This is a genomic window from Paenibacillus wuxiensis (assembly GCF_040195695.1).
Classification (GTDB): Bacteria; Bacillota; Bacilli; order Paenibacillales; family Paenibacillaceae; genus Paenibacillus_B; species Paenibacillus_B suaedae.
In genome coordinates this window covers 101575-126487 of record NZ_JBEFZI010000007.1, presented here as the reverse complement: position 1 = coordinate 126487, position 24913 = coordinate 101575, and the positions used below count along the sequence as shown (strand labels likewise).

Sequence of the window (24913 nt, the reverse complement as noted above, 5' to 3'; positions counted from 1 at the left end):
GGAACGACTTATTTCTCTATCAGGATTGCGCCTTGTGTCATCTCTTCCGTCAATTTGATTCCTTGCGCTTCCGCCGCCTTCGGGTTAATCATCAGATCCAACTTCTTGGAGACCTCAACGGGGATATCTGCCGGCGATGTGCCCTTCAGAACCTTCACAGCCATCTCACCTGTCGCGTAGCCGAGATCATAATATTTGAATCCGATTGATGCGAACGCGCCTTCCCCAACCGATTCACTGCTCTCGCAGAAGAGCGGGATGTCCTTGTCATTAGCGACCGAAACGACTGAGCTTAGCGCCGAAATGACCGTATTATCAGACGGGAGATAGATGATGTCCGAGCGGCCTACCAGCGAATCGGCAGCCTGCTTCACCTCCGAACTGTTCGTCACGGTGGCCTCGACCGTCTCCAATCCGCCTTCCTGCAGCACCTGCTTCACATTGGAGATGTTGACAACAGAGTTCTGCTCCCCGGAATTGTAGATAACGCCTACCTTGCGGGCCTCAGGGAAAAACTTCTTCATCGTCTCCATCGTCTTCTTGATCGAGTCTGGATTCGTGTCGCGCGTGCCTGTCACATTACCTCCTGGCTTTTCAAGACTGTTGACCAGCTTCGATGCAACCGGATCCGTCACAGCCGTGAACAGCACGGGAATGTCTTTCGTTGCCTTCACAACCGCCTGTGCGGTTGGTGTAGCGATTGCCAGAATCAGGTCATTTTTATCGCCCACCAGCTTTTGAGCGATCGTGAGATTGTTGTTCATATCGCCCTGCGCATTGTGGAAATCAACTTGCAAATTAACATTTTCCTCGTACCCAGCGTCCTTCAGCGCCTGCATAAAGCCTTCTCTCGCCCCATCCAGCGAAGGATGATCCGCGAACTGCGCAATGCCGATTTTGATCATCTTTTTGCCGTCGCCATCCTTACCCATTTCCTTCGGTTCGTCCGAGTTCCCACATGCTGTCAGCAACAGTGAGCAAACCATAAAAATCGGGAAAAACAGTTTCATCCAACCTCGCTCCTTTGCAACAATAATTGGTATTGATTGCGCTTTCAATATAATAATTAGATAAAAAGCGTATTGGCGAATTGTTTTAGATATAAGGCTTTCAAGGCTCTCTAGTGGTATCAAGACATGTTAGGGATTCGCTCTGCTGCTTCGGAGAAAATTCGTTCCTAGTCTGTTGCTGTGTTTCATCTGGAAGGATAAATGTGAATGCGCTTGCCCTCGTGGCTGAGCGCTGCTGCCTGATGGCTTAGATGTGGAGATGTCGCGTATGTATGCGTTGTAAAGATCGCGTAGATGCACAGGGCCGTGCTAAATGCTGGAGTTTTTTCAATTCGAAATCGTTGAGTTGCTCAACATAATTGAACATTTGTAATACGTTTTTTCTATGGTGCGTTATTTTAACGTTATATTATCACGCCGTCATAACGAATGTCAATATTTGGACAAATTTTTATATGAAATGTGTGATTTATGTTATATCCCATTCCATAAAAAACAAAAAACCTGAAAGGTACAGGGCCATTCAAGGTCGATTGAGCACTTATGCAAGCTTGTATAAATTTGTTGACTGGTCAAAAAATAAAGCGGTGACACCGCGATCATCAGATCATCAGCGTACACCGCTATCCCGTATTTAGAGCAATAATCCCTATTCCTGTTGCTCAAAAAAATTCCGTATGTATAGGCTTAAAAATCCGAAATCTCCGGTTTTTTGCACAGCATCGCTGATCCACCCACAATAAGGAGCGCTGCTAATGTAATCCCGATTAGGGAAGAACTTGCAAACGCGCTTAATGAAAAGACGGCAAAGAACAAAAGCGAAACACAGGTCAGAATACATATCGGAATCAAGAGCCATTTATTACGGTTCCCCATGATATAAAATTCAAATAATCCGAAGGCCACCGCAAGCGGAAATCCAGGCCAAACCGTACCGAATGCATCGAACAGCATCCCGATTTGACATACCACACCGCTAACGATCAAGATCCCGCCAGGTATAAGCAGCCCCGCTGCGCGCCTCTTGGTGACAAAGAAGAACATAAAATGAAAAAACAAACCGAGTGGGATGACAAACAATGTTGGCCAAAAATAACCGAATATGCTCCCCGCAGTTGCAAACTTCTCAGCGCCCCATCCGCTCCATGTAACCAGCATCAGCAAAATACCGAAGCCGATTAATGAGAGCGCCTTAATACTTCTACTATTCAAACTCCTCTACCTCCCTTTACTTCCCCATTGTTACCCCTATTTCGTATCCATACGCCGCCTCCTAAGACGACATTCCCCTTGTTAATCCCTTCATTACCTTTATGAAAAAATTTTATGTGATATGAATGACCTGCTCTCTCCGTTCAGCCTCCTTATAGGCGCTGGAAATCCCTGACTTGTGTATTTGCTCCTTGGCTACAACTTTATAAGATAACACCGCGGTAAACGGTTCCGTAAATGGAGTTGGAGTTACCCGAATCGTCCTGTCATCCAGCCACTCGGCTTGCAATTGCTCACCTGATTCCATATTAAAAGGCTCTGTGCGCTCGAAGCCGTCCTGGTACCAAGGGAACTCTTCTGCTTTTTGTACTCCTGGCTCATTCAAGCACACATACAGGGACAGATCATCGCAAAATTGAAGCATTCGAAAATGATTGGCTATCGTCGAATCCGACAATTCCACAACCTGTTCCCTAATTCGCTGCTGACGCTGCCGTTCATGCTGGAGAAATTCGATTACGTCCTGCTGCTCCTCTACATGAAAGAAAGAGGCGAAATGCTTGCTGCACAATAGGCTGGCATATGGGTTGGCTTTCTCGATATCGTCCAGCCCCTTTCGGTAGAACACAAGCTTTAAGGACATTGGATAATCCATGAATGTATACGGCTCCTGTTGTGCGTCATTCCAAATTGGTGTATCGTCAAGTCCGATCCAACTGCAATCATGCTCGTAGGCAGCATATACGGCATCCTCATATTTGTCACAGGTACCAAGCAATTCCGTGCGGAACTTCGAAGCGATTTCGCCGGATAAATATCCATGATCGTGCTGTGCAATGCATACGATTTCATCTTTCCTCGTCCGAATAATCATTTTCATACAACTCCTTTATCGTTGTACTACCCTTATAAAGAGAAAGAAGTGCCATCCTTGTTCCTTACTTAGGACTCACGGTTATTGATTTTTCCATTGGCAGCAGTTATGCTGTGTGAGATGAACATATAGGAGGGATACCATGAGCAAGACATCCAACAAGCGCCGCAAGTCAGAGCGCGCAGGACATTTAGACCCGAGCTTACTGCGGGGAAGCTGGACACGGAAGCCGTATACACAAGTCGTGCCGAATAAGAAAGCAGAGCAGCGCCGAAGCCTATGCCGGAAACGGGTAGATGACGGCGCTGTTGCTATTTAACGACATCTAATCTATTTGTATCTCCTCGAATTTGTTATCTTTTCGAAAAGTGCCATTGATCATTTGCAGCTTCTTCCCTGCTTCGATACAATATGAATAAGCAGATCCGATTGGACGGATCCCACAGAAAGGAAGGTGCCGCCGTATGGCTAACACTCACACCTATTCGCGCGGCGAAGAAATCGCTAACGCGATTACGCACGGCATTGGAGTCGTTATGAGCATAGCTGCCCTGACACTGCTTATCGTATTCGCCTCATTGTATGGACAACCCATCCATGTCGTCAGCTTCACGATTTATGGCATATCGATGCTTCTCTTGTATACCTCGTCGACATTGGTGCACAGCTTTCCTGAAGGAAAAGTAAAGGACTTGTTCGAGACCTTCGATCACGCATCCATCTATTTATTCATCGCAGGCACTTATACACCGCTTGTCTTAATCGCATTGCCTAAGCTTATCGGCTGGACACTGTTCGCCATCGTATGGTTCATTGCTATCGGAGGCGTCGTATTCAAAGCCTTCTTCACGAAGCGATTCCTCTTCATGTCCACGCTGCTCTATATTGCTATGGGGTGGTTGATCGTGTGGGCGTGGCATCCACTGACAGAGGCTATGCCATCCTTCGGACTGACGATGCTGATCATTGGCGGTATCCTATATACACTAGGCACTATATTCTACGTATGGAGAGGTTTCCCCTTCCATCATATGATATGGCATCTATTTGTGCTTGCAGGTTCCGTTGCTCACTTCTTCTCCGTACTGACCTTAGTCCAAATTCACGTATAGCTCTATGTAGAGGTTGTTCAAAAAGTCCGCGTTTGATCACGCACTATGTAGGATTTACCCGATTGATGAAGCCGCCAATCTCCTCTTGCCGCAGAGATTGGCGGTTTTGTGTAGGTTATTGCAGAAGTTATTGTTCGCTCTGGCATGGGCCAGTTGAACGTCTATTTACGAATTGAGGCTCGAGGATAACCTTATGGTACGCTTCCTTGCCGGCTTGCCCTTCCTGGTCGGAACGCTCCATAATATCCGCTAATATCGTAGCGGCACGGCGTCCAATCTGTGCTTCATTCTGATAAATATGACTAAAGAATGTCTCTCGCTCCTCCAAGTGCTCCGGATCATCAAACGTTACGATCGAGATATCCTCTGGCACTCTCAGTCCCGCCCGCTTCGCGATCTGATGCATGCGCATGCCAAGCTTGCCATGCAGCGCAATATACGCAGTTGCCATCTCACTCTTCATATACCGAGCAAGTACAGAATCATCAGCTTCTTCTCCGACAGGAAGCGTAAAATCCGTTAGAATGAGTGCTGGATTGATCATGGCCCCCCGTCTCTGATATTCATTCATATACCCTGCTATGCGATCCTGTACACTCACACAATCTCGGAAGGCATCTGTGCAGATCGCAATATTCCTGTGACCGAGTTCCCATAAATGAGCTACCGCCATCTCCGCGCCTTTGCGGTTGTCCGAACATACATAATGGGTGTCCACTCCAGGCAAATATCGATCGATAAGCACGAATGGGAAACCATTTACCTTCAATGACAATATTTCTTCATTGTAGATATCTTCATCCACAGGGAATAACAGCAAGCCTGATATGCCCATGTCCAGCATCTCCCGAATTTGCTGCTCTTCCCGCTCCTTCGAGCCTCCGCTAAAGGCCACGATTAGAGAGTATCCACGCTCGTTCAACGTCTGCTGGATCGAATTAATAAGCCGCATCGCAAAATAATCATCCAATGTCGGCATCATAAATCCGACTACATTTCGTCTTCGTTCCTGGCTTCCAGAGCCAGCTCCATTGACATCCAGTCCTTCTGTACCTCCAGCTTGCTCTTCACGTACCGAGCTGAAGCCAATTGATTTCTGCTCCGCTACGAAGCTGCCTCTTCCGGGGACTCGATAGATCAACCCTTCCTTCACGAGAGCTGCAAGCGCATTCACAACTGTAATGCGGCTAACTTGGAACTGCTCCATCAGTTCCTTCTCTGTCGGAATCCGATCATTCGTCTTCAATTGTTTCGTATGAATCATATCCTCAATATATCGCTGAACTTGCAAATATAGCGGCGATCGAGAATCATAGCTCATTTAGATCATCCTTAATTATTAATTTAATATATATAATATAGCATTTAGGTAGAAGAGACAATGATTAGGGAAAATTCGGAAGCAAAAAAGAGCGATGCACCACTCTCCACCGCTCTTTCCCAGATTCATATCTAAACGGACGACTATCGCTCATGCTTCGGGATATACGTAAAGATATCACCAGATTCAAACGCATCTATCAATTGATTAAGCCATCCATAATACGCTTCCGCCTGCTCCATCTTGGCGATATCCTTCGCAATGACTGCCGCAAGCTGTTCATCCTCCGAGCTGCCGCGCAGCAGCTCCAGCTCTTTGACTGAACGCCGAATCGCAGACAAGTTCATCTCTACAGCTTTTCTCCATTTCAGACCGAAGTAATCAGCAAATGTCTGATGCCAGTCCTGTTCTGCCTCATATAAATCCTTGCGCGTCCCCTTCTCCCACACTTTATGCACCATCTTCATGTCTACAAGTGTGCGCACGCCCGTACTCATGCTTGTCTTGCTCATCTCCATCTCCTGCTTCATGTCATCCAACGTCATCGGATGATCACTGAAGAACAGCAGGCCGTACAAATGCCCAGTAGAATGGGTCATGCCGTACAAGTCCATATTTTGTCCGATCGCTTCAATGACACGATTGCGAGCCTTCTCAACAGCGCTCTTCTGCTCCTGTGTCAACTGTGCGAACGTAGTCATGAGTCATTCCTCCTGTACCGAATCCTATCCCTGCAGCAATGGCAGACCGATTCGAAACCGCCCTATATATATTTGTCAAACATTGCTGTAAAAGCTCATTCTCTATGTTCCACGAACATTGTAAGAGAATAGGAACAAATTGTAAAGAATCAAATGGGATAGCAATATTTAGCATATTGGAGAATTCGAAAGAATAAGTTTATAAAGTTTTTTCTGAACGTATCTTACAAACTGTTTTCATGGTTGTTCTCTGTTTTTTCCAAGGGTTAAAATGGATATAGCGTATACAACGCTCAATTCCATACGCAAGAGAGGTGACAGGATTGTCCATGATCAAGGTCAACCAAGTGACTAAAATATTTGGACAGCACGAACAAAAAGCACTCACTCTACTGCAACAAGGGTGGTCAAGAGAGCTGCTCGCCACAGAAAAACAAGCGACCGTAGCTGTGAACCAGGTATCCTTTGCCGTGGAAAAAGGAGAAATCTTCGTTATTATGGGCTTGTCCGGCAGTGGCAAATCCACACTCGTGCGCATGCTAAACCGACTCATTGAGCCAACCTCAGGTGAAATCTGGCTGAAGGATCGCAATATTTCGAGGCTGAATGCAAGCGATTTGCGAGAGGTGAGGCGAAGGACAATTGGGATGGTATTTCAAAAATTCGCACTCTTCCCCCACCGTACTGTGCTTGACAATGCCGCATATGGCCTCGAAATACAAGGTCTCTCCAAGGAACATCGCTACCGCAAGGCGACTGAAGCGCTAGAGCTCGTCGGCCTAGGTGGCTGGGAAGACAAATACCCGGAAGAACTGAGCGGCGGCATGCAGCAGCGAGTTGGATTGGCACGCGCCTTAGCTAATAATCCAGATATCCTCCTTATGGATGAAGCATTCAGTGCACTAGATCCGTTAATCCGCCGCGACATGCAGGATGAACTGCTTGCCCTGCAGCAGAAAATGCACAAAACCATCATTTTCATTACCCATGACTTGGATGAAGCGCTGCGCATCGGCGATCGCATCGCCTTGCTGAAAGACGGCAAGCTTATTCAGATTGGAACCCCTGAGCAAATGTTGATGCAGCCAGCTGACGAATATGTAGAGCGATTCGTTGAAGGCGTAGACTTATCCAAAGTCCTTACCGCCTCGCATATTATGCGCAGGCCAGAGACGATATCCTTAGATCGCGGTCCGCGAGTGGCGCTGCAATTAATGAGGGATATCGGTATTTCCACACTGTTCGTCGTCGGAAAGGATAAGTCCCTTCAAGGAGTCGTTACAGCCGAACAGGCTAGCGAGGCAGCACGCAGAGGCCTATCCTTGCAACAAGTCATGCACATCGACGTTCCCATCGTACCTCCCTCTATTGTTCTTCATGAACTGCTCGCTCTATCCGGCGAAGCGAAGCTTCCTATTGCTGTTGTCGATCCGGATGGCAAGCTAATGGGCGCCATCGTACGCGGTGCCGTACTCGGAGCGCTGGCAGGCAATCTAATTGACTCAGCGGATGAGATGGATGATTCTACGAAATCTATGCCAACTGCCTCTTCAGGACTCGAACGCCTAGAACCCTTAGCTAACGCTGACAACAGCAGTCGCTCTACGGAAGGAGTGACAATCGATGCAGCTGAGAATCGGTGATTGGGTCGAGAACGCCGTCAATTGGCTAAGCACGAACGCAGATGGATGGTTCCGACTGCTCTCCAAATGGATTGAGCGAATCGTTGAGGGCATCTCGGATCTCTTTTTGCTGCCACCGTCTTATGTGTTCATCTTCATGGCCGCACTGCTTGCCTTTGTCATCGGCCGGTGGTCACTATCGCTGCTTACGCTTATCGGGCTCTTTATCATTGACTGGCTTGGATACTGGGAACCCACAATGAATACACTTGCACTCGTAATTGTCGCCACAATCCTATCAATCATCATCGGCGTCCCGCTAGGCATCGCTTGTGGGAAAATAGACCGATTGTCCCGAATTGTTAAGCCAATACTGGACTTCATGCAGACGATGCCGGCATTTGTCTACCTGCTTCCCGCCGTATTTCTATTCGGCCTAGGAATCGTTCCTGGCGTGATCGCCTCTATTATTTTTGCCGTTCCTCCTACCATTCGTCTAACGGAACTCGGCATACGTCAAGTGCCGCACGATATGATCGAAGCCGCTTCTGCGTTCGGCTCAACATCCATGCAGACCTTATGGAAGGTACAGCTTCCCGTAGCCATGCCTACACTAATGGCCGGCGTGAATCAGACCATCATGCTAACGCTATCCATGGTCGTGATCGCATCCATGATCGGGGCACAAGGGATTGGCACCGAAGTCTATCGGGCTGTCACAATGCTTAAAATCGGCAAGGGATTCGAGGCAGGACTGTCTGTTGTACTGTTAGCCATCATCTTAGATCGTTTCTCTCAACAATGGCTGAAAAAACGGAGAACGAATAAACAAGGAGCGTGATGGAAATGAAACAGCGTCGTACAAAGTATTGGGTGCTGGTTGGACTTGTTGTTATGTTAGGCTGGACTTTGGCCGGATGCACTGACTCATCAAGCAGCACGGCTGGCAATGATGGAACCGCGAGTTCAACAGGTGACAGCATCGGGAAGCAGGTTGATTATAAGATTATCGGAATTGATGCCGGTGCAGGCATTATGCAATCAACAGAAGCAGCTCTTAAGGAATATGAGCTGACCGATTGGAAGTTGATCGAAGGCTCCGGGGCGGCGATGACTGCCGCTCTGGATAAAGCAATCAAGAAGCAGGAGCCTATCATAATTACAGGCTGGACGCCGCACTGGATGTTCGCGAAGTATGAATTAAAATACTTAGAGGATCCGAAGGGAATCTACGGCGGCGACGAGCAAATTCATACGATTGCTCGCAAGGGATTGAAGGAAGATGAGCCAAGTGCGTACAAGACATTGGATCGATTCGAATGGATGGCTGAAGACATGGCGAAGGTAATGGTGGACATTCATGATGGTCAGGAGCCGAAGGATGCAGCTAAGGCTTGGATCGAAGCGAATACAGACAAAGTCCAGGCTTGGACGAGCGGAGTCGACAAGGTTGAGGGTAAGAAGCTCAAGCTTGGATATGTGGCTTGGGATTCCGAAATAGCGAGTACAAATATCATTGCATCCGTATTAGAAAATGAAGTCGGGTATAAGGTCGATCTGATTCAGGTAGAGGCTGGTCCAATGTGGACAGGTGTTGCCAATGGCGACGTTGACGCAATTGTAGCAGCTTGGCTGCCTACTACCCATAAGGACTATTATGAGCGCTTCCAAGATAATGTGGACGATCTTGGACCGAATTTGAAAGGTACCAAAATTGGTCTCGTCGTCCCTTCTTATGTTACTATTCAATCGATTGAGGATATGAAGAAATAGCTCCACATTATGGGCAGTCCTTGTCTGATAGATAGAGCGGAAGCATCGTACCGTGATATCCAAGCCATCACAGATGATTATGCGCATCGTAATGGCGAATACACGATACCATCATCCATTTAAAAAAAGCGCCTGTGGCAAGGATCGGATTCCCGATTCAATGTCACATGGCGCTTCTTCAATTGCGTACATATAAGTTGTTATCCGTTAGCTTCTTCCTTGGTTCCATGAATCAAGGAACGGTGTCACTGATCCAACTGCCAACAAGGCAAGGCGATGCATCGCTCGCGTACACACCGTGTAGAACAGTTTGCGATCTGCTTCATTCCCATAAGCCTGCTCTTGCGCGTCAAATACAATAACTCCATCGAATTCAAGACCCTTCGCCAAGTAGGACGGGACAACCCATAGTCCGGATACGAACTGCTTCGTATGCTTCGATACCCGCTTCAATTGCGGGAAGCTGTGCTGCAAGCGTTCGTGAACCTGCGCCGCTGTCGCTTCATCCTTCGTAATAATTGCAATGGAAGCAAGCTCCCCTGCCTCAGTCCATGACGATAGCTGCTTACTAGCTTGATCCAGCTGCTCCTCCTCGTCCTCGCAGCGAATGAGAATCGGCTCTACACCCTCTCTACTAAAAGGCTCTACCTTCTCGCCATTTGGCAGCACACTGCTCGCGAGCTCCATAATATTTCGGGTGGAGCGATAGCTCTTGCGAAGCGTAATAACATCGGACTTCTTCTCTGAGAATACAGCTTGCAGCGCGGACGCAGACCCCATACGATTCGATTCGTAGATCGCTTGATTCCAATCGCCCAATATCGTGAAGCGGCTGCGTGGGAATAATCGAGTCAGCAGCGCATATTGGAACGGCGAGTAGTCCTGCGCCTCATCGATCACCACATGTCGAATATGGTTAAAGGTGTCGAATCCTTCTACACTTTCAATTAAATACAGCAATGGGGAAGCATCCTCAAATGGAATCATCCCTGCTTCGAATTGATTTACTGCCCGCTGGCCAATTGCCCGTATCGTCTCCACGTCAATGGTTTCATTGCCGCTCGCGATACCATCTGTCTGACGTGCCCAATGCTCAAGCTTGCGCATGCAGTCACAATACATCTCTTCCCAATCGACGAAGCGAAGCTCCTTCGCCTGCTTGCGGAACCGCTTCAACCACTTGTTCACCTGCTTGCGGCTCAAGTCGCGAAGCTCTTCTTCCGTCCCTAAATAATTCGGCTGCTGCTGCAGCTTGCGATAGACACGCTTCTGTTCCTTCACTGCCCAAGCACGAAGCTGTTCCAGCAGCCAATCTCTCAGCTTGTCCATCCGAGCAGGCAATGACCAATCAGCAAGCTGGCCATAGAATTGCTCCGCAAGCTGTTCGGTGCTAATAATCGTTCGCTTCGGCGTTCCGAAGCGAATGAAGCGCATGCCTTCCCGCTGCAATGATTCAATATAGCGATCGAGGACCTGCTGATAACCCGCCGAAGCTTTCCATCTTGCCGCAGCCGCTTCGACTCTTGCCTCTCTAGAAGCTGTCCAGCGTTCCATGCCCTGCATGAGGCGTTCCGTCTGGTCATAAATGTCCTCAATATTACGCTCGGTGACGAGGCGATGCTCGATATAAGATTGGAACGTCGTCTGCGTCATATTCTCCTCGCCAAGCTCAGGCAATATGCTGGACACGTAATCGTTGAATAGATCATTCGGTGAGAATAAGATAATTTGCTCGGAGCGCATGCTGCTGCGATATTTGTACAGCAGGTACGCAATTCGCTGCATAGCTGCTGACGTCTTGCCGCTTCCTGCCGCTCCCTGCACAATAAGCACATCATGCAGGTCATCCCGGATAATCGCATTCTGCTCGCGCTGTATCGTGCTGACGATACTCTTCATCTTCGTGTCAGCGCTCCGCTTCAGCATCTCCTTCAGCATGTCGTCGCCGATTTGAATACCTGTATCGAAGACTGCCTCCAAGCGGCCATTTCGAATGAGGAACTGACGCTTGAGCGTCATCTCTCCTTCAATAACTCCTGCTGGAGTGCGATATTGCACCGGACCAGGCGCATAATCATAGAACAACCCAGCAATCGGCGTACGCCAATCGTAAACAAGATGTTCTCCGCTCTCTTCATCCGACACGGACATGAGCCCGATATAGACTGGTAGCGTCTCCATGTCTCCATCTTCTATAAAGTCAACGCGCCCGAAGTAAGGCGCCTGAATATGCTTGCGCAGCTTGTTCAGCCATTTGGCTGCATGCTTCTGTACGCGTTCGTGACTTGCCAAGTCCTTCGCCTGCTGCATGATGCTCACATACGTCTCGAACATCTCGTCACTATCGACCGATACCTCGTCCCAGAATTGGCGCTTCATCTCCACAATTTCTGCTTGACGTTCCTCAGCGGTCGCTTCTAATGCAGCGATCTGGCGATCCATTAAGCGAAGCACGCCTGTTAGATATAATTCTTCCTCATCCCTCATGGATGGTTGTTCGTTCACCTTGCAACTCCTTTCCGCCTGCTGGCCGATTCGAATCCTCTTAGGATCTGTATCGAAAAGTACTATTATATCCTAAACTTAGGCCCCATGTAACGTCCCTGCACTTTCATTTGCATTCTCCGCATCATCTAAGTGAAGAATGACCGTTTCAAGCGCCTTCACCACATCATCCTGCGACATACTCGGCATGTTGGAATAACGAGCTGCCTGTACGGGCAAAAAAGGGATATGAATAAATCCGCCACGCTTATAATTTGGATCTTGCTGCTCATTAAGAAGGTGCATCAGCTGGTAAAATATCGCATTACACACGAACGTTCCAGCTGTATAGGAAATCGAGCAAGGGATGCCCTCTTCTTGTACAGCCGCGCGAATTGCCTTCAAAGGCATACGGGCCCAATAGGCAACTGGCCCATTCTCGACAATGGCTCCATCGGTTGGCTGCGCCCCATCATTATCAGGTATGCGTGCATCCTTCAAATTAATGGCTACACGTTCCAGTGTAATATCCGATCTGCCTCCGGCTTGACCGACACAGATCACGGCTTCCGGTTTCACTTGCCCCAATGCTTCCGCCAGCACGGTTCCCGCCCGCTCGAACGAGGTTGGAAGCTGGATGGCATGAACGTCGTAACGTCCAATACTGCGACCATGAAGCAGCTTAACTGCCTCCCAAGAAGGATTAATCGTTTCATTGCCAAATGGGTCAAACCCTGTGATGATTACTGTGTTGCTCATCGATTCAGCACCCCGCTCTGTTTTATTTTCAATACGTAGGAAATATGCTATTCTTGTCAACGAATGTGAAAGGAGATACATACCATGTCACAACTAGATATTTCATCCCTCATCCTGCTCGGATTTGCAGGACTCGGCATTGTAAGCGGCAATTCTACCGTTACGATCGCAATGGTCGTTCTTCTGCTGCTCCGCGTGACGAACATGCAGAGCTTATTCCCTTGGATTGAGAAGTACGGACTAACCGTTGGCATCATTATCTTGACGATCGGAGTCATGGCACCGATTGCAAGCGGCAAGATGTCCATCGATACGATCGCGCAATCCTTTATGAATTGGAAGTCGCTGTTAGCTATCGCCGTCGGAATCCTCGTTGCGTATTTGGGAGGCCGCGGCGCCCAATTAATGACTCAATCTCCAACTGTGGTCGCTGGTCTGCTCGTAGGCACCGTTCTTGGCGTGGCCTTGTTCCGCGGTGTTCCGGTCGGCCCTCTCATTGCTGCAGGCATACTGTCTTTGCTGCTCGGGAAATCATAACGATGACCTCGAATCATCTTCATCATACGATGATTCCTGATATACGGCAAATCACCTATTAGGGCTATTTTTCTCGCATAGCAGCTGTTTTAGCTGCCGCATATTAGCAGTTAAGCAGCATATATGATCGATGGGATTAGGCACGTCAAATGTTAAATTTGTGCAACAAAACGATTGACAATATTTCATCCACAGTGCTAGAATCAACAAGCAGACAGGACGATAACAATGAATCGTCCAACTAAATTGATGCAGAAAGGCAGGTAAACTCCATGTTGACAGTACAATTGCTAAATCAACACATTGATAACGCAGCTCAAGCAATTTCATATCAGTGGAGCCCTGCTGAACCGAGCGATCTGACTGGTTTCTAACCATTAGATCGAACGGAAGAATGAATCCATTTCGATAGATCATGAGGTACTGATTGGGTAATCGCCAATCAAGTGCCATGATGGATTTCGGATCGTGGAATCAGGATTGGACAACGGGCGCTCACCGCTCGTACATATGACCTTATTCATCAAGGGATATCGTTTACGAACGGTATGCCCTTTTTTTATTGTCTTACGATCAATCTGCAACAAATGACAAAGGATGTGAATGTATGTTTTCCGTACTAGGAAAGCTCGGCTGGTTCTTTAAAGAACACAAAACGAGATACTTAATCGGGGTAACCCTGCTCATCGCAGTAGGCATACTTGAACTTCTGCCTCCCCGACTGCTTGGTAATGCTATCGATGAGATCGTAACAGGTGCGATCACGTGGCAATCTCTTACGAAGTACCTATTTTACATTCTCGGTTCCATGGTGATCATTTATGGAATTACGTATGTATGGATGTATCAAATCTTCGGCGGAGCCAACCTTGTGGAGCGCAAGCTGCGCTCCAAGCTGATGCGCCAGTTCTTGAAGATGACGCCTCCGTTCTTCGAGAAGAATCGTACAGGCGACTTAATGGCCCGATCAACGAATGACCTGCGTTCCGTTGCCATGACAACTGGCTTTGGCATGCTTACCTTGACCGACTCGACTGCATTTCTCGCGACCGTGCTAGTCGCAATGCTTATTATGCAGTGGAAGCTGACACTTGCGGTGCTGCTCCCGCTGCCCTTCATCGCCATCGCAATGAAGATATTCGGCAAGAAGATTCATGAGCGCTACACCATTGCACAGGATGCGTTCGGCAAAATGAATGATCAGGTGCTCGAATCAGTTGGCGGTGTGCGCGTGCTTCGCGCCTATGTACAAGAGAAATCAGATGAACAGCACTTCCGCAACATCGTACAGGACGTGTATGAGAAGAATGTCGCTGTTGCCAAAATTGACGCGTTGTTCGATCCGGTTATTCGCTTGTTTATCGGACTTAGCTATATGATCGGGCTTGGATTCGGTGCTTATCTGATTATTCATAATGAGATGACACTAGGTGAATTGCTGACATTCAATATGTACCTCGGATTTATGATCTGGCCAATGTTTGCCATAGGAGAACTTATCAATGTTATGCAGCGCGGGAATGCCGCAATGGATCGGGTAAACGAAGTTCTTCATTACACCCCAGATGTACAGGATGCAGCGCAACCGAAGGAAGTCGATGTTCCAGCGACTTTTACTTGGAAGCATTACAAATTCCAGTATCCATCGTCGACGGTGCCTAATCTGGAGGACATTTCACTTACGCTGCGCAAAGGTCAGACGTTGGGCATTGTCGGGCGTACCGGCAGCGGCAAGTCAACGTTCATTAAACAATTGCTGCGGGAATACCCGATTGGAAATGGTCAGTTCTTAATTAATGATGTGCCGCTCGATCAAATTCCAATGGATCAACTCCACAGCTGGATCGGTTATGTGCCGCAGGAGCAAATTCTATTCTCAAAGACCGTGAAAGAAAATATTCTACACGGTTCAGAACATGGTACGGAACAAGATGTGATGAATGCCATCGATACGGCCTCTTTCACACATGACCTTCCTACCCTGGTCAACGGTATCGACACGATCGTTGGTGAGAAAGGTGTGGCGCTGTCTGGCGGTCAGAAGCAGCGTGTATCTCTGGCACGTGCCTTCATTAAAGACCCAGAAGTGCTTATTTTGGATGATGCCCTCTCTGCGGTAGATGCACGGACAGAAGCGAATATTATTAAGAATATTCGTGAGCAGCGTGCCGGCAAGACGACACTCATTACCACACACCGTCTGTCTGCCATCGAGCATGCAGATATGATTATTGTCATGGATGACGGACGCATCGTCGAGCAAGGCACGCACGAGCAACTGCTCCAGCAAGGCGGCTGGTATAAGGAACAGTATGACCGCCAGCAATTGGAGTCTGGATTGTAAGAAGGGAGGAAATACACCGTGGAAATGGAACAACAAAAAGAAGCGCCTCGTCATGTAGGCAGACGATTATGGCGCTATGCGTTGAAATATAAAGGTACGTTCATACTTGCACTACTCATGTTGGCGCTGGCCGTGGCGGCAGAGCTGTCCGGCCCATTCATCGCCAAGACGATTATCGATAAGCATATCTTGGGGATTGAGAAGCCCTATTATGAAGTTAATGCGCTAGCAGAGGGTGCCATCACATACGAAGGACGTACCTTAAAGCGCGAGGATCGTTTTGAGCCTGGCGAGGAGAAAGGCGCCGAAGCACGCATTCTGCAAGTCGGCTCCCAATTCCTATTCGTGAATGGACACATTCCTGAACAAGCAACGGGTGATCGGATATTCAAGGATGGAACCTTGACGATCGGAACGGGCGATAAGGCTTATAGCTCCCCTGCTGTCGTCATGTCTCTGCAAGAGATATTGCATTTCTACGAGCCGGAGATTGCAAGCATCGTGAAGTTGATGGCTCTCTATTTTGGATTGCTTGTCGTGAGTATCTTCATGAGCTTCGGCAAGACACTTGGCTTACAGACGGCTGCGAACCGAGTTATTCGAACACTTCGCGGCGATGTCTATGCCCATGTGCAGCGTCTGCCAATCCCGTACTTCGATAACCTGCCCGCAGGGAAGGTTGTCTCACGTGTAACTAATGATACCGAAGCAGTGAAAGACTTGTTCGTCTCCGTACTGGCGAACTTCACATCCGGGATCATTACGATATCTGGTATTTATGTCGCACTGTTCATCTTGGATGTAAAGTTGGCGCTCGTCTGCATGTTCGTGCTGCCACTTATCGTATTGTGGGTTATTCTGTACCGTAAGTTCGCAACTCGCTACAACAAGATCATTCGTTCACGACTGAGCTCCATTAACGCCATGATCAACGAATCGATCCAAGGGATGCCTGTCATTCGTGCATTCCGCCGTCAGCGTCACACAATGGATGAATTCAATGCCATGAACGACGAGTACTTTACGTACCAGAATAAGATGTTGAACTTGAATGCATTCACCTCACACAACTTGGTTAATGTACTGCGCAACATCGCATTTGCGGTTGTGCTCTGGTATTTCGCTGGCGCTTCCTTAAGCGGTTCCGGGATCATCACGCTCGGTGTGCTGTATGCATTCACCGATCTGTTGAACCGCTTGTTCCATCCAATTATCGGAATGGTTAACCAACTAGCCAATCTCGACTCATCTATCGTCTCGGCTGGGCGCGTCTTCGAGCTCATGGATGAATATGGCGAAGAGCTCGACGAAGGCTCCATGCCGCGCTATAAGGGGCATGTTGAGTTTGACAGCGTCTCCTTCGCATATAAGGAAGATTACGTCTTGAAGAACATCAATTTCGAGGCGAAGCCAGGACAGACGGTAGCTCTCGTCGGCCATACCGGTTCCGGAAAGAGCTCGATAATGAACCTGCTCTTCCGTTTCTACGACCCGCAAAAAGGGGAAATCCGCATTGACGGTACGCCTATCACGAGCGTTCCGAAGCAATGGATTCGTGAGCATATGGGAATCGTGCTGCAAGATCCGTTCCTCTTCACCGGAACAATCGCCAGCAATGTCAGTCTCGGCGATCCGCGCATTTCACGCCAACAGGTGGAGGACGCCTTGAAGGCCGTCGGCGCAGATCGAATATTGAAGCAGCTTCCGAACGGGATTGATGAGCCCGTTATCGAGAAGGGAAGCACACTCTCAGCCGGACAGCGTCAGTTGATTTCCTTCGCCCGTGCTCTAGCGTTCCAGCCTTCCATCTTAATCTTGGATGAAGCAACTGCGAACATTGATACGGAGACAGAGGCTCTGATTCAAGAGGCACTCGATGTATTGAAGCGTGGACGCACCACATTCATCATCGCCCACCGCTTATCGACGATTCGCAGTGCGGATATAATTCTTGTCCTGCATCGTGGTGAGATTGTAGAACAAGGCTCCCATGATGAGCTTATGGAACTGCAAGGACGTTACTATAAGATGTACCAGCTCCAGCAAGGCTCAGTGGCTGCACCTACAGAGCATCCTGCTGCAGATTCATCCAGCACGAAGCTTGGCATGAGTTCGGCTTCGGCTGTCCCTACGACCTAATCGATCATAATCAATAAGAAGAGCGTTCACTACGTCTGCATAAGCAGACATGGTGAACGCTCTTTCTGAGCGATACAATCATTTAACGCAGGGAACACTTATTTTTAATAAAGTGGATTTGATTCTCTACTCGATTGAGTTCCTGCTCCAGATCATAAGACATGCCTCCAATCGCCTTTGAACGAAGCGATTCAAGTTCTGCCTTAAGCTGCGGCAAATCGGTACTTGCCTGAGAGCAGGAGTAGTCGCTCTCCAGATTCAGATGATCCATCGATTTGGCATCCTCCTTGAAAGGCGTTAGACAACAGGAACGGCAATACTTCATAACTGCAATATCGAGGATAAGCCAACATGATTCCTGTATACATGCTTAATTGTTATTGCAGTTACTTGTGTTTGCCTTTTGCATTATTGGCATCTGAAGTACGCGTCGTCGTATTTTGACGGGAATGTCCTTGTTGTTTATGTGCCATTTGTTTACACTCCTTTGTCTTGTGCTTTGTCGTCTGTCATCGATGAGTTGGGAAGGTCAGCATTGCACGCAAGTTTATTCCTTCTTCCGGAAGTACGAGGCATCAGGCATCATATAATGAATGAGTATCCGTCTAGCCTTGCTGCTTCGGAATCTGGTTCAAGCTTGCTGCCCGGTGGGCAATCTTGCCTAGCTTTGGAGTTACTTGCTCCTCCATGATGCTGGCCTGATTCTGTTGTTGATGAATTCGCTGCGCTTTGTTATGCGGCATATCACTCACCTCCACTTATAGACTTCCCGCTTACCTCACATTTATAACGTCTTAAGGCGATCTAATTCCTGTAGGATCTCTTCAAGTATCTTCAAACATAGCTTGGGACTATCCTCCGAGCACAACCCGATCATCCACGAATTTCTCCCCACGAACACGCTCGAACTCGCGAAGCAAGGAATCTACCGTTAATGTCTGCTTCGACTTCGATGGAATATCAAGCACGATTTTTCCCTTATCCATCATGATAAGGCGATTGCCTAGCCGAATGGCCTGCTCCATGTTGTGTGTCACCATGAGTGTAGTAAGCGCTGATGCTCGCACAATCTCTTCTGTTAGACGAGTAATAAGCTCTGCACGGCCAGGATCAAGGGCTGCCGTATGCTCATCAAGCAGCAAGATACTAGGCTGCGTGAACGTGGCCATCAATAAGCTTAAGGCTTGGCGCTCACCGCCAGATAATAATCCCACCTTAGCGTTCAAGCGATTCTCCAAACCAAGCTTAAGTCTGGACAATTCCTCTTTGAACAAGGTTCGGCGAGCGCGCGTAACACCGAATCCCAGCCCCCGTCTCGTTGCACGGCGCAGGGCAATGGACATATTTTCCTCAATCGTCATATCCGGTGCCGTTCCAGCCATCGGGTCTTGGAACACACGACCGATCCAGCGACTCCGGCGATGTTCTGACATGGATGTTACCTCATGACCATCTAACGAGACGCTGCCTACATCAGGCGCGATCACTCCGGAAATAATATTCATTAGGGTCGATTTGCCTGCACCATTGCTGCCAATAACCGTAACGAAGTCGCCAGGTTGTAAATGCAGTTGAATATGAGACAATGCCATCTTCTCATCAGCCGTATTCGCATTAAAAAACTTACTTACTTGATTGACATGCAGCATCTCTATTCACCACCCTTTTGAATCATCTGGATAGCACGCAGCTTGCTTGCACGACGTTGATTCCATGACTTGCGAATCATCGGTATCGTTAAGGCAATAATAACGATAATTGCTGTGAGCAGCTTCAAATCGGTTGCATTCATTTGCATTCGCAAAGCAATTGCGATAATGACCCGATACAGAACAGCACCTAGCACCACAGCTAGCGTAGCACGCATGATCGTGCGATGGCCAAATATCGCCTCACCGATAATGACAGAGGCCAGCCCCACAACAATCATGCCTACCCCGGATTGGATATCCGCGAACCCTTGGGATTGCGCAACAAGTGCGCCTGATAGAGCAACAAGTGCATTCGAGAGACTGACGCCAAGAATAATCGTATTGTCGGTATGCACACCGAAGCTGCGAATCATCCGCGGGTTGTTCCCCGTCGCGCGCAGTGACAAACCAATTTCCGTACGCAAAAACCAGTCCAGACCAAATTTAATAAGCAGCGCAAATGCTCCCATTACCAAAAGCAGCGTAAATCCATGCGATAGAGGCGTCAGCAGCGTTTCATTCTGCATCAGGCCAATATTGGCCTTACCCATAATCCGCAAATTAATGGAATGCAAAGCAATCATCATCAATATGCCAGATAGAAGTGCGTTGATTTTCCCCTTCGTATGAATAAGACCCGTAATCATGCCTGCAATCCCACCACCGAGAAATGCAAGCAGCGTACCAATCCAAGGCGATATGCCCGAAGTTATTGATAATGCAGCGATCGCTGCACCCGTCGTAAAGCTTCCGTCTACCGTTAAATCCGGGAAATCAAGTATGCGAAATGTTAAGTATACCCCTAACGCCATTACAGCATATAACACGCCTAACTCGGCCGATTTCAGCATCGCTAATCCAAATCCATCCACGAGCCATCGCTCCTTCCTCGATTCGTATAAATGAACGAACGGCCCGTATCGAAATCAACCCGAACGACCACTTATGATTGCGGTCGCCAAGCAGTTATCGTACAGGCCGTATGTAGTGCGGTAGTGCGGCTGCCTGCTTACACTTGATGCGCGATTAAAGCCTCATAGAACGGTTCGGTAAAGCATGATTCTGCTCTCTTTCGTCTTCCGCATGTGCAGCGAAGCAATGCCTTCCGTCTTTATTGGAACAAGTTCTCCGGCTTGACCTGCTGCTTCATCGCATCCGATACATCGAATCCTTGAGCAGCTGCAGCCTTCAGGTTCAACGCCAAATCGAGAGATTCAGGAATACGAGCAGAAACATCAGCCGGTTTCTTGCCGTCCTTAAGGATTTCAACAGCCATCTTGCCGGTCGTATAACCTAGATCGAAATATTCGAAGCCGAAGGAAGCAACACCGCCGTTCTTTACTGAGTCTTTCTCTGCAACGAACACCGGAATCTTATTGTCATTGCCCACACCAATAACCGAGTTCAACGCACTTACGACTGTATTATCAGAAGGAACATAAATGGCCTGCACCTTGCCAATAAGCGATTCCGCAGCTTGCTTCACTTCCGAGCTATTCGTTACAGGGGCTTTGACAACCGATAACCCGAGCTTTGTTAGAGCTTCCTCAGCTTTCTGGACATTGACTACGGTGTTTTGCTCGCCTTCATTCGCGATGATGCCTACTGATGCAATATTTTTGACATTGTCCTTAATGAACTCCATCAACTTGGAGATCGCTTCTGGATGCAGATCTGTCGTTCCCGTCACATTGCCGCCAGGGCTCTCCATGCTCTGCACAAGACCCGCTCCTACAGGATCCGTAACCGCCGTAAACAGCACAGGAATATCCTTCGTCTCCTTCGCTGCAGCTTGAGAAACCGATGTGCCAATCCCTAAAATGAGATCCACTCCGCCCGTCGCGAATTTCTGCGCGATCGTAGCTGCATTTGTCTGATCACCCTGAGCATTCTGATAATCCAGTACTAAGTTCTCTCCTTCGACATAACCATTATCCTTTAATGCTTGAACGAAGCCTTTATAGGCCTCATCGAGGGATGCATGATTGACAACCTGGGTAATGCCAATTTTGACTTTCTTGCCTTCAGCAGAGCCCTTAGCTTCTCCGCTCCCTTCACTAGTGGCATTATTGGCAGATCCACCATTCCCACATGCAGCTGCAAACAGCATCAGAAGCGACATAATTGCAGCCATAACAAGATGACGACGAGATTTCATCATGACCATTCTCCCTTTCACATCATAAATTCTTGTAAACTATCATTTTTTCTTGGTTCACCACAACACTAATATTGTTAGCAGTGGTCAATTTCAACAAAAAAAATGATTTATCGCGTAAAAGCATAAAACCACAAAAGCTTAAAAGCATGATCCAAGTAACGCGTTATAGGCATATTGTACCTACATATTCCAACTCGTCAATAATAACGTTTGATAAATATGGCATTTTCTAGTATTTTATTTCATTTTTTTGTGTTTTTCTCTACTTTTTAAATAATCGCTGTCCTACATATAAAACAGCCACCCCTTCAGACATCGTAGTTTGAAAGAGTGGCTGTCATGTATGATTGTTTTCAAATGTATTTCTAAGCATGAAACGCAAGCAGAACAAGGTGCATCAGGAAGCCTCGAGACTTATCCGCTTCCTACGATATTCAATTTCAGCAAGAAGCATATCGACAAATGTAGCCTCCAATTGCATACGAACAGCTTCCTGATAAGCTTCTTGTAGTGATTCGTCGGTCAATAACGTGTACATAACGTGTAGATTATACCCCTTTGTTCACGTCTCTGTAATCACGTCTGCGTGCCACGCCATCCGCATAGGCCGCATCTACGACCGCATCACGAACCTTCGGCACAACTTGTGCATTAAAGACGCTCGGAATGATATAAAGTTCATTCAGCTCATCGGCAGGTACAACTTCAGCAATTGCATGTGCCGCTGCCAGCTTCATACGTTCTGTCACCTTGGACGCACGGCAATCCAGCACGCCGCGGAACAGCCCTGGGAAACAGAGAACATTATTGATTTGGTTCGGGTAATCCGAACGGCCTGTTGCAATAATGCGAGCAATATCTTCGATTTCGTCCGGATCGATTTCTGGAGTCGGATTGGCCATAGCAAATACGATTGGGTCGGAAGCCATTGTCATGACATCCTCTCTCTTCAATACACCTGGCCCGGATACGCCGATAAATACATCCGCACCTCGGATAACATCACTCAGAGAACCGCTCTCCAAGTTCGGATTTGTCTTCGATGCGTACCGATTCCATGCTTCATTTTCATACACGGTATCCCGTACTAGCGCACCCTGACGATCGACACCAATGATATTCACAACTCCTGCTGTGAGCAGCATCTCCGTGCATGCCATTCCGGCTGCACCTACGCCGCACAGCACAATCTTGCAATCCTCGATCGACTTGCCAACGATGCGCAACGCATTGAGAATTCCCGCCAGCATGACTACAGATGTACCATGCTGATCATCGTGGAAAATAGGAATATCCAATTTCTCGCTTAATCTCTGCTCAATTTCAAAGCAGCGCGGTGCCGATATGTCTTCCAAGTTAATGCCGCCAAATGCCGGCGCAATCGCTTCAATCGTTCGTATGATTTCTTCCGTGTCCTGCGTATCCAGACAGATCGGGAAAGCATCTACATTGGCAAACTGCTTGAACAGCATTGCCTTCCCTTCCATAACTGGCATTGCTGCCAGTGCTCCAATATTGCCAAGCCCCAGCACTGCCGTTCCATCCGAGATGACGGCAACCGTATCCCGCTTAATCGTCAGCGTATAGGCGCGGTTAGGATCTTCGTGGATGGCCATACATACACGGGCAACACCTGGCGTATACACGCGTGACAGATCGTCACGGTTACGAATCGGTACTTTCGGGGTCATTTCAATCTTGCCGCCGAGGTGCATCAGGAATGTCTGATCCGAGACGTTCACGATCGTAACACCCTTCAGCTGCTTCAACCGCTGTACGATGCGATCACCTACACTGCCATCATACACATTGACCGTAACGTCTCGTACTGTAAATGCCGGTGTGCCGCGAATGACGTCTATCGCAACAATATCCCCGCCGCTCTCGCCGATTGCTGCTGCAATCTGAGCAAATGTACATACATGCTTGTCAATTTCCATTCGAATAATAATATTCGTGCTTGAACCTAGTGACTTGGCCATGGCTTGCACTCTCCCCTGAATCAACTGCTTCCTTAACGTTACAGACGTTCCAGTATACTAGCCAACAATGCAGTTCGACGCGGCAACTCATGCAGCCAAATAAATTCCGACGGTGAATGTGCGCCATCGCCGCGCACACCTAATCCATCGAGCGTTGGTGCTCCACATGCTGCTATGAAATTCCCGTCGCTTACACCGCCCGTGCTTGTCTCCTCCAACTCCAAGTTCAACTGTTCTTTCGCTGCTTCTCTAGCTATCTGATACAGCTTCGCAATCGAATCTGTCCGCTCCATAGGGGGACGATTCATGTCTCCAGTCAATCGGAGACGAACATCGGGATGAATTGAAGCAAGTCCATGAATCCTCTCTACAAATCGATTGAAATCTTCCATCGTCCGGACGCGCACATCAATGTCTGCTTCGGCATAATCGGCTACCACATTGGCTCCAATCCCACCGCTTATTTTACCAACGTTCACATGTATGCCGCGTTCTGGGTCCGACATACGGTGAAGTTGAATAATTTGATGTGCTAACTCTTCGACTGCAGATACGCCCGATTCGGGATTGACACCCGCATGTGCTGCTTGTCCCTCAACAGATAGATAGAATCGACCACTACCCTTGCGAGCTGTCTTCAATGCTCCAGTAGGCTCCATCGGCGGCTCTAGCACGAAGGCCGCCTCGCAGTCTCTCGCATAGAATTCAATCCATTGTCGCGAAGTTGGACTTCCAATTTCTTCATCACTATTAATTAATAACACAATTGATAGCTGTTCGGGAAGTCTGTTTGTAAATTGTAGAATTTTTATCGCAAATAATGCTTGAATCAAGCTCGCCTTCATATCATATACACCTGGCCCGTAAGCTCGTTTGCTGTCTACGCGGAATGGCCTTCTCTTCGTCTCTCCCGCAGGCCATACGGTATCCGCATGGCCTACGAGCAATATGCTCCTCGGACCGCTGCCTACGCGAACGACGAGTCTATCTCCATATCTATCATTCGGAACTCGTTCTACTACTGCTCCAAGCTCCTTCTTGAAGCAATCCTCATACCAATCTATCATCCGGTCGGTTAACTCTTTATTCGTTGATGGGGAATCCATATTCACACTCTGCTCAAGCAGGGCAAGCATTTCGGGCAGCCACCGTTCCAATTGCTCTATGAATTTCATATCTACTTTACCTGCC

Annotated in this window: 23 protein-coding genes; 8 read left to right on the top strand and 15 right to left on the bottom strand. The window is 48.1% G+C overall.

What is annotated here, in order from left to right:
• Nucleotides 1-8: 8 nt before the first annotated feature.
• From ABN764_RS17040 to ABN764_RS17030, 3 genes are all read right to left on the bottom strand, one after another.
• Complete coding sequence (locus ABN764_RS17040; protein ID WP_446672594.1) at nt 9-1010, bottom strand: ABC transporter substrate-binding protein; 1002 nt, start codon at nt 1008-1010, stop codon at nt 9-11.
• A 687-nt stretch (nt 1011-1697) separates the two neighbouring features.
• On the bottom strand, nt 1698-2222 hold the full coding sequence (locus ABN764_RS17035; protein WP_021260601.1) for a hypothetical protein: 525 nt from the start codon (nt 2220-2222) through the stop codon (nt 1698-1700).
• A 112-nt stretch (nt 2223-2334) separates the two neighbouring features.
• Nucleotides 2335-3096: a DUF3891 family protein gene (locus tag ABN764_RS17030; protein WP_446672593.1), complete on the bottom strand. Its 762-nt coding sequence runs from the start codon at nt 3094-3096 to the stop codon at nt 2335-2337.
• 142 nt (nt 3097-3238) lie between these two features.
• Here ABN764_RS17030 and brfA point away from each other — a divergent pair, with 142 nt between their 5' ends.
• Both brfA and trhA read left to right on the top strand, forming a co-directional pair.
• Nucleotides 3239-3415 (top strand): ribosome rescue factor BrfA, encoded by a 177-nt coding sequence (gene brfA / locus ABN764_RS17025; protein ID WP_021256951.1) that lies wholly within the window; start codon nt 3239-3241, stop codon nt 3413-3415.
• Nucleotides 3416-3560: 145 nt separating this feature from the next.
• The gene (gene trhA / locus ABN764_RS17020; protein ID WP_021260604.1) at nt 3561-4208 is read left to right on the top strand and encodes a PAQR family membrane homeostasis protein TrhA; all 648 of its coding nucleotides are present in this window, start codon (nt 3561-3563) and stop codon (nt 4206-4208) included.
• 127 nt (nt 4209-4335) lie between these two features.
• Here trhA and ABN764_RS17015 read toward each other — a convergent pair whose 3' ends face one another.
• Together ABN764_RS17015 and ABN764_RS17010 are read right to left on the bottom strand one after the other, a co-directional pair.
• The gene (locus tag ABN764_RS17015) at nt 4336-5529 is read right to left on the bottom strand and encodes a GntR family transcriptional regulator (RefSeq protein WP_446672592.1); all 1194 of its coding nucleotides are present in this window, start codon (nt 5527-5529) and stop codon (nt 4336-4338) included.
• 143 nt (nt 5530-5672) lie between these two features.
• Nucleotides 5673-6230, bottom strand: a complete 558-nt coding sequence (locus tag ABN764_RS17010) for a GbsR/MarR family transcriptional regulator (protein WP_021256954.1) — start codon at nt 6228-6230, stop codon at nt 5673-5675.
• 323 nt (nt 6231-6553) lie between these two features.
• Between ABN764_RS17010 and ABN764_RS17005 the strand changes: the two genes are divergently transcribed.
• Genes ABN764_RS17005 through ABN764_RS16995 form a run of 3 tightly spaced genes read left to right on the top strand, consistent with a single transcriptional unit; the run spans nt 6554 to nt 9625 of the window.
• Complete coding sequence (locus ABN764_RS17005) at nt 6554-7873, top strand: quaternary amine ABC transporter ATP-binding protein (protein ID WP_446672591.1); 1320 nt, start codon at nt 6554-6556, stop codon at nt 7871-7873.
• On the top strand, nt 7854-8693 hold the full coding sequence (locus ABN764_RS17000; protein ID WP_446672590.1) for an ABC transporter permease: 840 nt from the start codon (nt 7854-7856) through the stop codon (nt 8691-8693). Before ABN764_RS17005 ends, ABN764_RS17000 begins: the two co-directional genes overlap by 20 nt.
• Nucleotides 8694-8698: 5 nt before the next feature.
• Complete coding sequence (locus ABN764_RS16995; RefSeq protein WP_268625916.1) at nt 8699-9625, top strand: glycine betaine ABC transporter substrate-binding protein; 927 nt, start codon at nt 8699-8701, stop codon at nt 9623-9625.
• 207 nt (nt 9626-9832) lie between these two features.
• Here the strand turns inward: ABN764_RS16995 and helD are convergent, their stop codons facing one another.
• Both helD and pcp read right to left on the bottom strand, forming a co-directional pair.
• Nucleotides 9833-12130: an RNA polymerase recycling motor HelD gene (gene helD / locus ABN764_RS16990; RefSeq protein ID WP_268625917.1), complete on the bottom strand. Its 2298-nt coding sequence runs from the start codon at nt 12128-12130 to the stop codon at nt 9833-9835.
• A 78-nt stretch (nt 12131-12208) separates the two neighbouring features.
• Nucleotides 12209-12868 carry a pyroglutamyl-peptidase I gene (pcp, locus tag ABN764_RS16985; protein ID WP_446672589.1) on the bottom strand — a complete coding sequence of 220 codons (660 nt, stop codon included), beginning with the start codon at nt 12866-12868 and terminating at the stop codon, nt 12209-12211.
• Nucleotides 12869-12952: 84 nt separating this feature from the next.
• Here pcp and ABN764_RS16980 point away from each other — a divergent pair, with 84 nt between their 5' ends.
• The 3 genes from ABN764_RS16980 (at nt 12953) to ABN764_RS16970 (ending at nt 17888) form a co-directional block, all read left to right on the top strand.
• A complete protein-coding gene (locus ABN764_RS16980) occupies nt 12953-13405 on the top strand; it encodes a DUF441 domain-containing protein (RefSeq protein WP_021260612.1) in 453 nt (150 codons plus the stop codon).
• Between the two features lie 607 nt (nt 13406-14012).
• A complete protein-coding gene (locus ABN764_RS16975; protein ID WP_028531369.1) occupies nt 14013-15749 on the top strand; it encodes an ABC transporter ATP-binding protein in 1737 nt (578 codons plus the stop codon).
• A 24-nt stretch (nt 15750-15773) separates the two neighbouring features.
• On the top strand, nt 15774-17888 hold the full coding sequence (locus tag ABN764_RS16970) for an ABC transporter ATP-binding protein (protein ID WP_446672723.1): 2115 nt from the start codon (nt 15774-15776) through the stop codon (nt 17886-17888).
• An 82-nt stretch (nt 17889-17970) separates the two neighbouring features.
• Here the strand turns inward: ABN764_RS16970 and ABN764_RS16965 are convergent, their stop codons facing one another.
• The 8 genes from ABN764_RS16965 to ABN764_RS16930 form a co-directional block, all read right to left on the bottom strand.
• Complete coding sequence (locus ABN764_RS16965) at nt 17971-18159, bottom strand: hypothetical protein (protein ID WP_021256963.1); 189 nt, start codon at nt 18157-18159, stop codon at nt 17971-17973.
• Nucleotides 18160-18493: 334 nt separating this feature from the next.
• On the bottom strand, nt 18494-18631 hold the full coding sequence (locus tag ABN764_RS16960) for a hypothetical protein (protein ID WP_175400525.1): 138 nt from the start codon (nt 18629-18631) through the stop codon (nt 18494-18496).
• Between the two features lie 108 nt (nt 18632-18739).
• Nucleotides 18740-19537, bottom strand: coding sequence for an ABC transporter ATP-binding protein (locus tag ABN764_RS16955; protein WP_065291970.1), 798 nt, complete (start codon nt 19535-19537; stop codon nt 18740-18742).
• A gap of 2 nt (nt 19538-19539) precedes the next feature.
• The gene (locus ABN764_RS16950) at nt 19540-20451 is read right to left on the bottom strand and encodes an ABC transporter permease (RefSeq protein WP_315745709.1); all 912 of its coding nucleotides are present in this window, start codon (nt 20449-20451) and stop codon (nt 19540-19542) included.
• Between the two features lie 239 nt (nt 20452-20690).
• A complete protein-coding gene (locus ABN764_RS16945) occupies nt 20691-21737 on the bottom strand; it encodes an ABC transporter substrate-binding protein (protein ID WP_446672722.1) in 1047 nt (348 codons plus the stop codon).
• Between the two features lie 400 nt (nt 21738-22137).
• On the bottom strand, nt 22138-22278 hold the full coding sequence (sda, locus tag ABN764_RS16940) for a sporulation histidine kinase inhibitor Sda (protein ID WP_081677094.1): 141 nt from the start codon (nt 22276-22278) through the stop codon (nt 22138-22140).
• A gap of 10 nt (nt 22279-22288) precedes the next feature.
• Nucleotides 22289-23722, bottom strand: a complete 1434-nt coding sequence (locus ABN764_RS16935; protein ID WP_021256967.1) for an NAD-dependent malic enzyme — start codon at nt 23720-23722, stop codon at nt 22289-22291.
• A 38-nt stretch (nt 23723-23760) separates the two neighbouring features.
• Nucleotides 23761-24897, bottom strand: a complete 1137-nt coding sequence (locus tag ABN764_RS16930) for a M20 family metallopeptidase (protein ID WP_446672588.1) — start codon at nt 24895-24897, stop codon at nt 23761-23763.
• Nucleotides 24898-24913 lie beyond the last annotated feature (16 nt).

Excerpts from the sequence above, each read along its gene's own strand:
- brfA (WP_021256951.1), top strand. The coding sequence starts at position 3,239 with ATGAGCAAGACATCCAACAAGCGCCGCAAGTCAGAGCGCGCAGGACAT.
- ABN764_RS17030 (WP_446672593.1), bottom strand. The coding sequence starts at position 3,096 with ATGATTATTCGGACGAGGAAAGATGAAATCGTATGCATTGCACAGCAC.
- ABN764_RS16935 (WP_021256967.1), bottom strand. The coding sequence starts at position 23,722 with ATGGCCAAGTCACTAGGTTCAAGCACGAATATTATTATTCGAATGGAA.
- ABN764_RS16955 (WP_065291970.1), bottom strand. The coding sequence starts at position 19,537 with ATGCTGCATGTCAATCAAGTAAGTAAGTTTTTTAATGCGAATACGGCT.
- ABN764_RS16995 (WP_268625916.1), top strand. The coding sequence starts at position 8,699 with ATGAAACAGCGTCGTACAAAGTATTGGGTGCTGGTTGGACTTGTTGTT.
- ABN764_RS16930 (WP_446672588.1), bottom strand. The coding sequence starts at position 24,897 with ATGAAATTCATAGAGCAATTGGAACGGTGGCTGCCCGAAATGCTTGCC.
- ABN764_RS16970 (WP_446672723.1), top strand. The coding sequence starts at position 15,774 with ATGGAACAACAAAAAGAAGCGCCTCGTCATGTAGGCAGACGATTATGG.
- sda (WP_081677094.1), bottom strand. The coding sequence starts at position 22,278 with ATGTACACGTTATTGACCGACGAATCACTACAAGAAGCTTATCAGGAA.
- ABN764_RS16965 (WP_021256963.1), bottom strand. The coding sequence starts at position 18,159 with ATGGATCATCTGAATCTGGAGAGCGACTACTCCTGCTCTCAGGCAAGT.
- ABN764_RS17010 (WP_021256954.1), bottom strand. The coding sequence starts at position 6,230 with ATGACTACGTTCGCACAGTTGACACAGGAGCAGAAGAGCGCTGTTGAG.
- ABN764_RS17040 (WP_446672594.1), bottom strand. The coding sequence starts at position 1,010 with ATGAAACTGTTTTTCCCGATTTTTATGGTTTGCTCACTGTTGCTGACA.
- ABN764_RS16975 (WP_028531369.1), top strand. The coding sequence starts at position 14,013 with ATGTTTTCCGTACTAGGAAAGCTCGGCTGGTTCTTTAAAGAACACAAA.
- ABN764_RS16960 (WP_175400525.1), bottom strand. The coding sequence starts at position 18,631 with ATGCCGCATAACAAAGCGCAGCGAATTCATCAACAACAGAATCAGGCC.
- ABN764_RS16945 (WP_446672722.1), bottom strand. The coding sequence starts at position 21,737 with ATGAAATCTCGTCGTCATCTTGTTATGGCTGCAATTATGTCGCTTCTG.
- pcp (WP_446672589.1), bottom strand. The coding sequence starts at position 12,868 with ATGAGCAACACAGTAATCATCACAGGGTTTGACCCATTTGGCAATGAA.
- trhA (WP_021260604.1), top strand. The coding sequence starts at position 3,561 with ATGGCTAACACTCACACCTATTCGCGCGGCGAAGAAATCGCTAACGCG.
- ABN764_RS16980 (WP_021260612.1), top strand. The coding sequence starts at position 12,953 with ATGTCACAACTAGATATTTCATCCCTCATCCTGCTCGGATTTGCAGGA.
- ABN764_RS17015 (WP_446672592.1), bottom strand. The coding sequence starts at position 5,529 with ATGAGCTATGATTCTCGATCGCCGCTATATTTGCAAGTTCAGCGATAT.
- ABN764_RS17000 (WP_446672590.1), top strand. The coding sequence starts at position 7,854 with ATGCAGCTGAGAATCGGTGATTGGGTCGAGAACGCCGTCAATTGGCTA.